9 protein-coding genes are annotated in these 13,412 nt (G+C 65.5%); 6 read left to right on the plus strand and 3 right to left on the minus strand.

What is annotated here, in order from left to right; translation table 11 throughout:
* Positions 1-22: 22 nt before the first annotated feature.
* Genes hpaE through hpaH form a run of 3 tightly spaced genes read right to left on the minus strand, consistent with a single transcriptional unit; the run spans position 23 to position 2,792 of the window.
* The gene (hpaE, locus tag BM222_RS17705; RefSeq protein WP_092229749.1) at positions 23-1,561 is read right to left on the minus strand and encodes a 5-carboxymethyl-2-hydroxymuconate semialdehyde dehydrogenase; all 1,539 of its coding nucleotides are present in this window, start codon (positions 1,559-1,561) and stop codon (positions 23-25) included.
* Positions 1,554-1,952 carry a 5-carboxymethyl-2-hydroxymuconate Delta-isomerase gene (locus BM222_RS17710; protein ID WP_092229751.1) on the minus strand — a complete coding sequence of 133 codons (399 nt, stop codon included), beginning with the start codon at positions 1,950-1,952 and terminating at the stop codon, positions 1,554-1,556. The genes hpaE and BM222_RS17710 overlap by 8 nt, the downstream gene beginning before the upstream one ends.
* Before the next feature lie 33 nt (positions 1,953-1,985).
* A complete protein-coding gene (gene hpaH, locus BM222_RS17715) occupies positions 1,986-2,792 on the minus strand; it encodes a 2-oxo-hept-4-ene-1,7-dioate hydratase (RefSeq protein WP_092229753.1) in 807 nt (268 codons plus the stop codon).
* 113 nt (positions 2,793-2,905) lie between these two features.
* Between hpaH and hpaR the strand changes: the two genes are divergently transcribed.
* The 6 genes from hpaR (at position 2,906) to BM222_RS17745 (ending at position 13,018) form a co-directional block, all read left to right on the plus strand.
* The gene (gene hpaR / locus BM222_RS17720) at positions 2,906-3,424 is read left to right on the plus strand and encodes a homoprotocatechuate degradation operon regulator HpaR (protein WP_092229865.1); all 519 of its coding nucleotides are present in this window, start codon (positions 2,906-2,908) and stop codon (positions 3,422-3,424) included.
* Positions 3,425-3,760: 336 nt separating this feature from the next.
* Positions 3,761-4,537 (plus strand): HpcH/HpaI aldolase family protein, encoded by a 777-nt coding sequence (locus BM222_RS17725; protein WP_092229755.1) that lies wholly within the window; start codon positions 3,761-3,763, stop codon positions 4,535-4,537.
* A 94-nt stretch (positions 4,538-4,631) separates the two neighbouring features.
* Positions 4,632-6,155: a UxaA family hydrolase gene (locus BM222_RS17730; protein WP_092229757.1), complete on the plus strand. Its 1,524-nt coding sequence runs from the start codon at positions 4,632-4,634 to the stop codon at positions 6,153-6,155.
* Between the two features lie 168 nt (positions 6,156-6,323).
* The gene (locus BM222_RS17735) at positions 6,324-9,593 is read left to right on the plus strand and encodes a transglutaminase family protein (protein WP_092229759.1); all 3,270 of its coding nucleotides are present in this window, start codon (positions 6,324-6,326) and stop codon (positions 9,591-9,593) included.
* A gap of 27 nt (positions 9,594-9,620) precedes the next feature.
* Positions 9,621-12,143 (plus strand): circularly permuted type 2 ATP-grasp protein, encoded by a 2,523-nt coding sequence (locus BM222_RS17740; protein ID WP_092229761.1) that lies wholly within the window; start codon positions 9,621-9,623, stop codon positions 12,141-12,143.
* A complete protein-coding gene (locus tag BM222_RS17745) occupies positions 12,140-13,018 on the plus strand; it encodes a transglutaminase family protein (protein WP_092229763.1) in 879 nt (292 codons plus the stop codon). The genes BM222_RS17740 and BM222_RS17745 overlap by 4 nt, the downstream gene beginning before the upstream one ends.
* The last annotated feature ends 394 nt before the right edge of the window (positions 13,019-13,412 follow it).

A 13,412-nucleotide genomic window follows, 5' to 3' on the forward strand; every position in this document is an offset into this window, starting at 1 on the left:
TTTCCCCTCGGAACGACGAGCGTCAGAGTCCCAGTTTCTGGATCTTGTGCGTGCCCCGCGCCAGCGAGACATGCTTGGTTTCCATGTAGAAGTCGAACGAGTAGTCGCCGCCATCGCGGCCGATGCCCGAGGCCTTCATGCCGCCGAACGGCGTCGGCAGGTGGCGGACATTTTCCGAGTTCAGCCAGATCATGCCGGCCTCCAGCGCGTCGGCGACGCGCAGCGCGCGGCCGACATTGTCGGTCCAGACATAGCCGGTGAGACCATAACGGATGTCGTTGGCGATCTCGATCGCTTCTGCTTCGTCCTTGAAGGGCAGCACGGTCAGGAAGGGGCCGAACACCTCCTCCTGCGCCACGCGCATCTTGCCGTGCGCGCCCGTGACCAGCGTCGGCTCGACATAGTGCCCGCCGCCCGGACCGTCATAGGGCTTGCCGCCGACGGCAATCGTCGCGCCGTCCTGGCGCGCGACGTCGAAGTAGGAGCAGACCTTTGCCAGATGCCGCTCGTGGATCAAGGGCCCGATCTCGGTCGCGGGATCGAGGGGATGGCCGACCTTCAGCGCCTTCACGCGTGCGGTCAGCTTCTCGACGAATTTTTCGGCGATGCTCTGCTGGATCAGCAGCCGGCTCGACGAGGTGCAGCGCTCGCCATTGAGCGAGTAGATCATGAACACGACGGCATCGAGCGCGCGGTCGAGATCGGCATCGTCGAACACGATCACCGGGTTCTTGCCACCGAGCTCGAAATGGACGCGCTTCAGGGTCGGTGCGCCCTGGACCATGATGGCGGAGCCCGTTGCGCTTTCGCCGACGAAGCCGATCGCCTTGATGGCGGGATGTTCGGTCAGCGCCTTGCCGGCCTCTTCACCGAAGCCGTGCACGGTGTTGAGCACGCCGTCGGGCACGCCGGCTTCCTTGGCGAGCTTTGTCAGAACAGAGGCCGTCACGGGCGACCATTCGGCCGGCTTGTGCACCACGGTGCAGCCGGCTGCGAGCGCAGGGGCGATCTTCCAGGTCGAGAGCATGAACGGCGTGTTCCACGGCGTGATCACACCGACCGGACCGATCGGGACGCGGGTCGAGATGTTCCAGTGCTCGTCGCTCGGCGTGCTGAGGCCATCGCGCGCTTCCGTGCATTTGTCGGCGAAGAAGCGGAAATTCTCGGCGGCGCGGATCGCGGCCTTGGCCATGAAGCGATAGGCCTGCCCGGTGTCGATGCATTCGAGCACGGCGATGTCTTCGGCGTTGTCCTCGATCGCATCGGCGACGCGATGCAGCAGCTTCTTTCGCATCGCGGGGCCCATGTCCCGCCAGGATCTGAACGCGAGCGCAGCCGCGGTCGCCGCGCGATCGATATCCTCGGCGTTGCCACGGGCGACGCTCGCGAGTGTTGCGCCATCAACCGGCGACTTTGTCTCGAACCTCTCGCCCGAGATCGACGGGACGATCTTGCCGTCGATCATGTGACCGAGCCCGTCCGCCTGCAGCTTCTTCAGTAGTGGTGCTGCGCGGTCGCGATTGGCCTGGAATTTGTCGGCTTTGGGTATGGGCTTATCCATGGGCGGCTTCCACTTTGAGGGCGTCGTGGATGTTGTTGCGCTTCCAACTCGTGTCCTTGTCGTTGATCTGCATGTCGAACGACAGGGCGAACTTGCTGGCGGTGAAAACGGGATCGAGATGCTTTGAGAGCGCCTGGAAGACGTGCTCACCGGCTTTCCGGCGGGTCGGAAGATCGCGGCCCTGGCCGATGCGCAGCACCATGTCGAGGAAGCCATAGTCGTGCCTGGCGTCTGCGATCGCATAATGCTCGCATTTGACGGCGCGGACGCGGATGCCGCCGAGCGGAAAGATGCCGGTCTCGACCGCCGCCTTGCGCACGACCTCGCAGACCGCGCCGATGTCGAGACGGCTGTCGAGATTGGCCGAATATTCGATCGTGAAATGCGGCATGGCGGTTTCACTCCCTGTGTCGTCTTGTCGCTTCTAAGCGAAGTAGCAGCTGACCGAGCCGTAGGCGCCATAATCGGCTTGAATTGTGTCGCCCCTGCGGGTCTCGATCGGACGGATGAAGGAGCCGGCGAGCACGATCTGGCCGGGCTCCAGCGCCAGCCCGAGCGGCGCGATCTTGTTCGCGAGCCAAGCCACCGATGTCGCGGGATGGTTGAGCACGCCGGCCGCAAGGCCGGTCTCTTCCAGCTGACCGTTCTTGAAGCAGAGCGCACCGATCCAGCGCAGATCCGCGTCCAGCGGGCGGATCGGCCGGCCGCCGAGCACGATGCCGGCATTCGCGGCATTGTCGGCGATGGTATCATAGATCTTGCGCGTGGCTTTGGTCTTGGGGTCGACGCGCTCGATGCGCGTGTCCAGGATCTCCAGCGCCGGCACCACGAAGGCGGTGGCGTTGAGCACATCGAACATGGTGCAGTCGGGTCCTTCGAGCCGCTTGCTCATGACGAAGGCAAGCTCAGCCTCGACGCGGGTGGCGATGAAGCGCTCGCTCGGAACGAGGCCGCCATCGGCGAAGAACATGTCGTCGAGCAGCACGCCGGAGTCAGGCTCGTTGATGCCAAGCGCGCTCTGCATCGCCTTCGAGGTCAGGCCGATCTTGTGGCCTTTGACGCGGCGTCCCTCGGCAACCTTGTTATCGACCCACGCCTTCTGAATCGCGTAGGCATTGGCGATGGTGATGTCAGGGAAGTCCTGCGAGAGCTGCCGGATCTGCACGCGGGTCTTTTCCGCCTGGTGCAGACGGTTCGCGCAAGCCTGGATATCGTCTCTGGAAAGCGCCATTGATGATTGACCTATATCGCGGTGCCGGCAGATACTTAACATGTTAAATGAATGGATCAAGCACAATTCGGACTTTGCTGCACCGCAAACGTTTTGCGGTCGGAAAGGGCGTCATGGTGAAAAGACCGGCTGACCCCGCCAACGGCGACGCATCTGCGGCGCGACAGGTGCCGATGCGCGATTTCTCGCGCTCACTGCCGATGTCCTTGCTCAGGGCACGCGAAGCGGTGATGCGGCAATTTCGTCCCAGTCTGCGCGAGCATGGCTTGACCGAGCAGCAGTGGCGCATCCTGCGCGCGCTCGCCGCCATCGAGGCCGCCGAGGTCACGGAACTGGCGCGTACCGCGTTTCTCCTCGGGCCGAGCCTGTCGCGGATCCTGCGCGATCTCGAGGCGCGCAATCTGATCGAGCGCAGGACGGCGAAGACGGATCAGCGCCGCAGCATGGTCTCGATCTCCAGGGAAGGCGTCAAGCTGATGGCGTCGGTCGCGCCGTCCTCGGAGGCAATCTATGCCGAAATCACGCAGCGTTTTGGCGCGCGCAAGCTCGCCGAGTTGCAGGAGATGCTTGGAGAGCTCGAACAGAGTCTGGCGGGACTAGGCGGCGGCGACGGGCCCGGTGCCGAGGAGTGAAAGCGGATACGCGCGGCCAGGCGACGACGGCCAGGGACATCGCCGGTGTTTTTCGGTCAAAGGCGCTGATTCCCCCCAATCCGAGTGGAAAACCCCCGGTAGACCGCACCAGGACAGCATTCTCTTGCCGGACGGCACCTGCGCGGCGATAGTGACCGCCTCCCGCGAGACCGGCAGCCAAACCGTGACCGCATAGGTCTTGCGTCATTGCGAGCGTAGCGCGGCGGCCCGGTTCGCGGTAACAGCGACATCGTGCTGCGGCGGCGCTCGGCGTGGTGACGAAGGTCCGACACCGTCCAAGAACACGGTCCCAAATGAACGAAGAAGGAAGGCAACGTGGCGAACAAGGTCAAGGAAATCTGGAAGTCGGGCAAGGCCGTCGTGAATGCGTGGCTGGCTATACCCTCCGGCTTCTCGGCTGAGATGATCGCGCAATGCGGCTTCGACAGCGTCACGGTCGACATGCAGCATGGCGTGCAGGATTATCTGTCGATGGTGCAGTGCTTCCAGGCCATGGACAAGCATCCGGTGACCCCGATGGTCCGCGTGCCCTGGAACGAGCCCGGCATCATCGGCAAGGTTCTCGACGGCGGCGCCTATGGCGTGATCTGCCCGATGGTCAACACGGCGCAGGAAGCCAGGAACCTCGTTTCCTATTCCAAATATCCGCCGCAGGGCGTCCGCTCCAACGGCCCGATCCGCGCCGGCATGTACGGCACCGCAGGGTCGTATCAGAAGACCGCGAACGCCGACACCATCCTGCTGCCCATGATGGAAACGAAGACGGCTATCGAGAACATGGAAGCGATCTTCGACGTCGAAGGCATCGACGGCGTCTATATCGGGCCGTCCGATCTCGGTTTCTCCTACGGCCTCGAGCCGAAGCTCGATCGCACCGAGCCTGAGATCCTCGCGATCTACGAGAAGATCATCAGGGAGTGCGGCAAGCGCGGCCTCAATGCAGGCATCCACTGCAGCGGCGCCGAAGGGGCTGCGCGAGCCATCAACATGGGTTTCAAGCTGGTGACGCTCTCGAACGAGGTTGGCCTGATGACGACCTACGCCAGGATGCAGGTCAACGCGACCCGCAAGGATTCGGCCGGCAAGGCCTAGGAAACTTGGGAATGGCGAATGGGGAGTAGCGAATAGCGCTACTCCCCTTTTCCATTCGCAACTCGCCGCTCACTATTCGCTTAAGGAGACTCCCATGACCATCAGCCCCGTCATCCGCCTCCATCCCGATGATGGCGTGCTGATTGCGCGCGCGAGCCTGCCGCCGGGGACGGTCGTCGCCGACGGCGTGACCACAGTCGAGCGCATTCCCTCCGGCCACAAGGTTGCGATCAAGCCGTTCGCCGTCGGCGAGCCTGTCATCCGCTACGGCCAGATCATCGGCTTTGCGACCGCGCCCATCGCGCCGGGCCAGCACGTGCATGTGCAGAACATCGGCATGGGCGATTTCGCCAAGGACTATGCGTATTGCGCCGACGTCAAGCCGACGCCGAACTTCGACCTGCCGGCGACCTTCGAGGGCATCCGCCGTCCCGACGGCCGCGTCGCCACGCGCAACTACATCGGCATCCTCACCTCCGTGAATTGCAGCGCGCATGTCGCTGGCCTCGTCGCCGACGTCTTCAAGAAGAATCCTTTCACCGGCGACAATCCGCTGGCCGAATTCCCCAATGTCGACGGCGTGGTCGCGCTGACCCACAAGACCGGCTGCGGCATGACGCAGAACGAGCCGCTGGCGCTGCTCCGCCGCACGCTCGGCGGCTACGCCCGGCACGTCAATTTCTCCCACGTCATCGTGCTCGGCCTCGGTTGCGAGGTGAACCAGATCGGCGGTCTCATGGAAGAGCAGAAGCTCGCCGGCCGGCTGCGCGCCATGGACATCCAGGAGGTCGGCGGCACCCGCAAGACGGTGGAGGCCGGCATCGCCTTCGTACGCGAGGCGCTCGCCGACTCCAACAAGGTCAAGCGCGAATCCGTGCCGGTGAGCGAACTCACGGTGGCGCTGCAATGCGGCGGCTCGGACGGTTATTCCGGCGTGTCGGCCAATCCGGCGCTGGGTGCGGCGAGCGATCTCATCGTCCGGCACGGCGGCACGGTCATTCTGTCGGAAACGCCGGAGACCTACGGCGCCGAGCATCTCTTGACGCGCCGCGCGGTCAGCCGCGAGGTCGGCGAGAAGCTCGTTAATCTGATGCGCTGGTGGGACGAATACACTGAGCGTGAAGGCGCCGAGATGAACGCCAATCCCAGCCCCGGCAACAAGGCCGGCGGTCTCACCACCATCCTGGAGAAATCGCTCGGCGCGATGGCCAAGGCCGGCACCACCGATCTCGTCGACGTGCTGCGCTACGCCGAGCCGGTGACCAAGCGCGGCTTCGTGTTCATGGACACGCCCGGTTACGATCCGGTCGCCGCAACCGGCCAGGTCGCCGGCGGCGCCAATCTCGTCTGCTTCACCACCGGCCGCGGCAGCGTGTTCGGCTGCAAGCCGGCGCCCTCGATCAAGCTTGCCACCAACACGCCCATGTACAAGCGCATGGAAGAGGACATGGACGTCAATTGCGGCACCATCCTCGAAGGCGAGGAGACCGTCCAGGAGTGCGGCCAGCGCATCTTCGATCTCATCCTGAAGACCGCCTCGGGACAGCGGACCAAGAGCGAAAGCTTCGATTTCGGCGGCGCCGAGTTCGCGCCCTGGGTGTTGGGGGCGACGATGTGAGAGGGGCGAATGGCGAATAGGGAGTAGCGAATAGAGCAAGTCTTCGGCGATTCGCCATGCGCTACTCAGCGCTCGCCCGTGCCGTAGGCACGCACTGCCCGTTGTTAATGCTTGATCGAGGTCACATCAGGTGTTCTGCTCAAAAAAGCTGCTGGAGCACCGCACCCCGTGTCGATCTACGTCGCACTGCATCACGTCACGCACTACAAATACGACCGCCCGATCGATCTGGGACCGCAAACCATACGCCTGCGGCCGGCGCCGCACACGCGGACGCCAATCCTGAGCTATTCGCTCAAGGTCACGCCATCAAATCATTTCGTGAACTGGCAGCAGGATCCGCAAGGTAACTGGCTCGCCCGCTACGTCTTCCCGGAAAAGACCACCGAGCTGAAATTCGAGGTCGACTTCACGGCGCAGATGACGACCGTCAATCCGTTCGACTTCTTCGTCGAGCCCTACGCCGACAGCTTTCCGTTCGAATATCCCCGGGACCTCAAGAGCGAGCTGGCGCCGTATCTCGAGACCATCAAGCCCGATCCAGCGTTCGCCAAATATCTGGCCTCGATTCCGCGCGAGGCGCCGAACACGGTCAACTTCCTGGTCGAGCTCAATCGCGAGCTGCAGAAGAAGATCAACTACATCATCCGCATGGAGCCCGGCGTGCAGACGCCGGAGGAGACGCTGACCTCCTGCGCCGGATCATGCCGCGACTCCGCCTGGCTGTTGATCCAGACCTTCCGTCATCTCGGTCTCGCCGCCCGTTTCGTCTCCGGCTATCTGGTCCAGATCCGCCCCGACATCGACCCGATCGAGGGACCGCCCGAGGTCGAGAACGACTTCACCGATCTGCACGCCTGGGCCGAGGTTTACCTGCCGGGCGCGGGCTGGATCGGCTTCGATGCGACATCAGGCATGTTGGCAGGCGAGGGGCACATCCCCGTTGCCGCCACGCCGCATTATCGCTCTGCCGCGCCAATCTCCGGCGGTGCTGGTTTTGCCGAAGTCGAGTTCGCCTTCGACATGAGCGTGCGACGTATCCGCGAGGCGCCGCGCATCACAAAACCGTTCTCCGACGAGTCCTGGGCGCGACTCGACGATCTCGGCGAGCAGGTCGATGGCGATCTCGCGGCGCAAGACGTGCGGCTCACCATGGGCGGCGAGCCGACCTTCGTGTCCGTGGATGATCTCGAAGCGGCGGAATGGAATACGGAAGCTGTGGGCCCGACCAAGCGCGCGCTCGCCGACGATCTGATCCGCCGCCTGCGCACGCGCTTTGCGCCGGGCGGTCTGCTGCATTACGGGCAGGGCAAGTGGTATCCGGGCGAGAGCCTGCCGCGCTGGGCCTTCGGCCTCTACTGGCGCAAGGACGGCGCGCCGATCTGGAAGAATGCCGACCTGATCGCGAAGATCGAAAATCCCAGGCGGGCCCAGACCGGGGACGCCGAGGATTTCATGGAAGGTACGGCCGCGCGTCTGGGGCTCGATCCCGGCTACATCATCCCGGCCTACGAGGACACGGTCTACTGGCTTCAGAAGGAAGCGGAGCTTCCGGTCAACGTCGATCCCTCCAACTCGCAATTGTCCGATCCCGAAGCGCGTGCGCGCATGGCGCGGGTGTTCAATCAGGGCCTCCGCGCGCCACGCGGCTTCGTGCTGCCCGTGCAGCGCTGGAATGCGCCGCCCCGCTGGCGCAGCGAGCGCTGGCAACTCCGGCGCGGTCACCTGTTCCTGTCGCCGGGCGATTCCCCGCTCGGTCTGCGCCTGCCGATCGGCTCGCTCGGCTACGTGCCGCCCGATCAATATCCCTATGTCGTCGAGCAGGACCCGATGGAGGCGCGCGGCAAGCTGCCGCTGTTCACGCTCCCCGAGCGCCCGAAAGCGCCGCCGCGGGTCGCGCCCGAGCAGCTCAACACCTCGATTCCGGTCCGGACCGCGCTGTCCATCGAGGTTCGCGACGGCGTGATCTGCGCGTTCATGCCACCGGTCGAGCGCATCGAGGATTATCTCGAACTGGTCGCGGCGGTCGAAGCCACCGCCGAGGAGATGCAGCTCCAGGTCCATGTCGAAGGCTATGCGCCGCCATTCGATCCGCGCATCGAGGTGATCAAGGTGACGCCCGATCCTGGTGTCATCGAGGTCAACATCCAGCCGGCGCAGAGCTGGCGCGAGGCGGTCGAGATCACCTCCGGCCTCTATGAGGACGCCGGCAAGGTGCGTCTCGGCGCCAATCGCTTCCTCGTCGACGGCCGCCATACCGGTACCGGCGGCGGCAATCACGTCGTGATCGGCGGCTCGAGCCCACAGGATTCGCCGTTCCTGCGCCGCCCCGATCTGCTGAAGAGCCTCGTGCTGTACTGGCAGCGGCATCCGTCGCTGTCCTATTTCTTCTCCGGCCTTTTCATCGGCCCGACCAGCCAGGCGCCGCGCATCGACGAAGCCCGCCACGACAGCATCTACGAGCTCGAGATCGCGCTCTCGCATGTGCCGCCGCCGGGCTATCAGGCGCCGCTATGGCTGGTGGACCGGCTGTTCCGGCATCTGCTCGTCGACATCACCGGTAACACCCACCGCGCCGAGATCTGCATCGACAAGCTCTATTCACCCGACGGTCCCACCGGGCGGCTCGGCCTCGTCGAATTCCGCGCGCTCGAAATGCCGCCGGACCCGCGCATGTCGCTGGCGCAGCAACTCTTGATCCGCGCGCTGATCGCAAAATTCTGGCGCGAACCGCAACAGGGTAAGTTCGTGCGCTGGGGCACCGCGCTGCACGATCGCTTCATGTTGCCACATTTCATCTGGGAAGATTTCCAGGACGTGCTCTCGGAGCTCAAGACATCAGGTTATCCGTTCGAGCCGGAATGGTATCTGGCCCAGCTCGAATTTCGCTTTCCCGCCTTCGGCCGCATCCACCATGCTGGCGTGACGCTGGAGCTGCGGCAGGCGCTTGAGCCTTGGCACGTGCTTGGCGAGGAAGGGTCGGCCGGCGGCACCGTGCGCTACGTCGATAGCTCGGTCGAGCGGCTTCAGGTCAAGGCGGAGGGTTTCGTGGAGGGCCGCCACGTCGTGACCTGCAACGGCCGCCGCCTGCCGATGACCTCGACCGGCCGCTCGGGCGAGGCCGTGGCGGGCCTCCGCTTCAAGGCCTGGCAGCCGGCCTCCGGCCTGCATCCGACCATCCCGGTCCACGCGCCGTTGACGTTTGACCTGATCGACACCTGGAACGGCCGCTCGCTCGGCGGCTGCGTCTACCACGTTGCCCATCCCGGCGGCCGCAACTACGACACCAAGCCCGTCAACACCTACGAGGCCGAGGCGCGGCGGCTGGCGCGCTTCCAGGACCACGGCCATACGCCCGGGCCAATGCAGCCGCCGCCCGAGGAACGCACAAATGAATTTCCACTGACCCTCGACTTGCGGGCACCGCTCCTGCAATGAGTATGATGGTGGGGCAGGGAGAGGCGCATGGGCGAGGGCGCAGCCGAACAGGACGAGACGGGTCAGGCGCAAGGACAGCGTGAAGGCCAGCGCCGCCTCGCGCAGTGGGTCCGCGATTACAGCCGTCTGCCCGGCATTCCCGACGAATTTCTCGGGCCTGACGGCGCCCCGCGCGCGGTCTGGAGCCGGTTCTTCGATGCTTTCGGCACGCTCGCGCCCGACGAGGTCGAGCGGCGTTTCGGCATGGCCGACCGTCACCTGCGGGAGGCCGGCGTCACCTACCGCGCGCCTGGCGACAGCGCCGACCGGCCCTGGTCGATCAGCCATCTGCCGCTGCTGATTGACGAAGCCGACTGGACCCAACTCTCCGCCGGCATCATCCAGCGGGCCGAGCTTTTGGAACTCGTGCTGCGCGACATCTATGGCGAGGGGCGGCTGGTCGCGGAAGGCGCGCTGCCCGCGGGCGCGATCGCCGGCAGCCCGGAATACCTCCGGCCCGTCTGCGGCGTGCCGCCGCCGGGCGGGCGTTATCTCTCGCTCTATGCCGCCGATATCGGCCGCGGCCCTGATGGCCGCTGGTGGGTGCTCGGCGATCGCACGCAGGCGCCGTCAGGCGCGGGCTACGCCCTGGAGAACCGCCTGGTTCTCTCGCGCGCCTTCTCCGATCTCTACAAGTCGATGAACGTGCCGCGCGTCGCGCCGTTCTTCGAGGCGTTTCGCGATTCACTTCGCGCGCGCGCGGATCGCGACGAGCCGCGCATCGGCGTGCTCACGCCGGGTAGTTTCAGCGAGACCTATTTCGAGCACGCGACGCTGGCGCGCTATCTCGGGTTCCTGCTGGTCGAGGGCGACGATCTCGCCGTGAGCGACAATCGCATCCACATCCGTACCGTCGCAGGGTTGAAGCGGCTCGACATCCTCCTTCGCCGTGTCGACTCCAATTCGCTCGATCCGCTCGAGCTCGATGCCTCCTCGCATCTCGGCGTGCCCGGGCTGATCGACGTGCTGCGCAAGGATGGCGTCGTCATCGCCAACATGCCGGGCTCCGGCGTCCTGGAGGCGCGGGCGCTGCTCGGGTTCCTGCCGGCGCTCAGCCGCCGTCTGCTCGGCGAAGAGCTGAAGATGCCGCACATCGCGACGTGGTGGTGCGGTCAGAAATCGGCGCGCGACGAGGTGTTGTCGCGACTCGACGAGGTCGCGATCGAAGGTGCCTACAGGCGCGGCGTGCCCGGCTTCGAGCGCAACGGCCCGGTGCTGGCAAGCGAACTCGATGCGAGCGGCCGCCAGCGCCTGGTCGATGCGATCAGCGCACGTGGCATGGACTATGTCGGCCAGGAGGTCGTGCGTCTCTCGACCATGCCGGTCTGGGGGCAGGGGCAGCTCACGCCGCGCCCCTTCGTGCTGCGCGTGTTTGCAGCTGCGACGCCGGATGGCTGGGCGATCATGCCCGGCGGTTTCTGCCGGATCGCCGAGCGGCCGGATGCACGTGCGGTGTCGATGGGCGACGGCGCGCGCGCTGCCGACGTCTGGGTGGTCTCGGACAAGAAGGTGGCGACCGCGTCGCTGCTGCCGGCGACCGACAAGGTGCGCATCCGCCGGATCGCCGGCGTGTTGCCGAGCCGGGCCGCCGACAATCTGTTCTGGCTCGGCCGCTATCTCGAGCGTGCGGAGGCAACCTTGCGTCTCCTGCGCGCGCTGGGCTCGCCGAGCGGGCCCAACAAGGGCACGTCCGCCTCGCTGCAATCGGCCGAACGGATCCAGCGCCTGCTGGTGACCTGGGGCGCGATCTCGCAGACCTCGCGCGCCGCACCGGGGCGGATCGTCGCCGAAGCGTTGCAGAGCGAGGCGCGGTTCGGCTCGGCACTGTCGCTGGTACGCGCGGCATTGCGCACGGCGACCTCCTTGCGCGAGCGGCTGTCGCCCGATGCCTGGCAGGTCATCACCGAGATGGCCGAGCGCCTTGCCTACGAGGTCGAGGACGACGACAGCGTGCTGAGCGCGGCCGAGTTGACCTTGCAGGAGCTTGCGAGCTTCGCGGGCCTCGCACAGGAGAACATGAACCGCGCCGCCGGTTGGCGCTTCCTCGATATCGGCCGCCGCACCGAGCGCGCCATCAACACCACGCGTTTTGCCCGACAGTTTGCTTATGACGAGGCCGGCGACGAGGATCTCGACATCCTGCTGACACTGGTGGATTCCCAGATCACCTATCGCTCGCGCTATTTGCTGGCGCCCATCCTGGCGCCGGTTCGCGACCTCGCGGTGCTCGACAGCTACAATCCGCGATCGGTCGCCTTCCAGGTCGCGACCCTGAACGAGCATATCGCGGCCTTGCCGAGCCTGAAGGAGCGCGGCCTGATCGAAAAGCCGCAGCGTCTCGCGGTGGCGGTGCAGGCGATGCTGGCCACTGCCGAGGCCGAGAAGCTCGAGGCCAAGACGCTGTTCGCGCTGGAGCAGGATCTACTCAGCCTCGCCGAGGCCATCGGGCTGCATTATTTTCCGCACGGCCCGAATGCGAGCCGGCCGGAAAAGCTGACGGGGCTGGCGTGATCTACGACATCAGGCATGTCACCACTTACGACTATGAGAGCCCGGTCAGCTTCGCGCGCTGCACGCTGCGGCTTGAGCCGAAAAGCGGTCACGGTCAGGACTTGATCTCGCACAAGGTCGAGATCCGTCCGCGTCCGTCCGAGCGCCACGTCCGCCGCGACTTCTTCGGCACGCTGACGGAGAGCGTGGTGATCGAGGCTGCGCATCGCACTTTGCGCATCGATTCACGTTCTCGTGTCTCCGTCGCGCGCAAGCCGCCGGCGCGCGATGCCGTCAGCCCGTCCTGGGAGAGCATTCGCGACATCGCGTTCGAGGCGACCAGCCTCGGGCCGGCCTCGCCGGTCGGCTATGTCTTTGCGAGCCCCCTGGTGCCGGTGCTGCGTCCCGTCAGTGCCTACGCCGCCGAGAGCTTTGCGCCCGGTGCTGGCATCCTCGCCGGCGCCGTCGGTCTCATGCATCGGATCCGCACGGAATTTCGCTACGACCCGAAGGCCACGGTGATCTCGACGCCGCTCAACGAGGTGTTCGAGAAGCGCCATGGCGTCTGCCAGGATTTTGCCCATGTGATGATCGCAGGACTTCGCGGGCTCGGCCTGCCGGCCGCCTATGTCAGCGGCTATCTGCGCACCATTCCGCCTGCCGGCCAGCCGCGTTTGCAGGGCGCCGACGCGACCCATGCCTGGGTGTCGCTGTGGTGCGGCGCCGATCTCGGCTGGATCGATTTCGATCCGACCAACGATCTCCTGGTCGCCAATGACCACATCACGCTGGCGGTCGGCCGGGACTTCTCCGATGTGTCGCCGGTCGACGGCATCATCGTCGGCTCGCCCAAACAGAAGCTCAGAGTCGCCGTGGACGTGTTGCTGGTGGAGTGAACGTAGTTTCACCGCGCCCGTTTTGTGAACGAATGCGTACAACTGACGGGAAATTTGTTTCTCCGTGTTTCCTGGATGTGCCGAACGCAGCCGGCATGCATGGCGGCGACGTCGCGTTCGACGGGATGCTCGCCCGCTTGGCGCGCGGGAATTGACGCTGTGGCCCGCGGCGCGGTGCAGGCGTCCTGGCCCGGCCGCGGCAGAGTCCCGGCTCTTCCCGCAAGATGAACGGTACGGCCAATGGCCCGGCCGGGGGAGGCCTCGCAAGGCCTGGCCGTGGGGTGCGTCGGACTGTGTCCGCAACCGTGATGCTGCGCGGCGGGGCAGGATCATATTTACGTATTTTTGCTCGGGCATTTGGTCAGGCGCCCCAGATTGGGCTATGCTCAGCCTG

The sequence above is a fragment of the Bradyrhizobium sp. Gha genome, assembly GCF_900113735.1.
GTDB lineage: Bacteria > Pseudomonadota > Alphaproteobacteria > Rhizobiales > Xanthobacteraceae > Bradyrhizobium.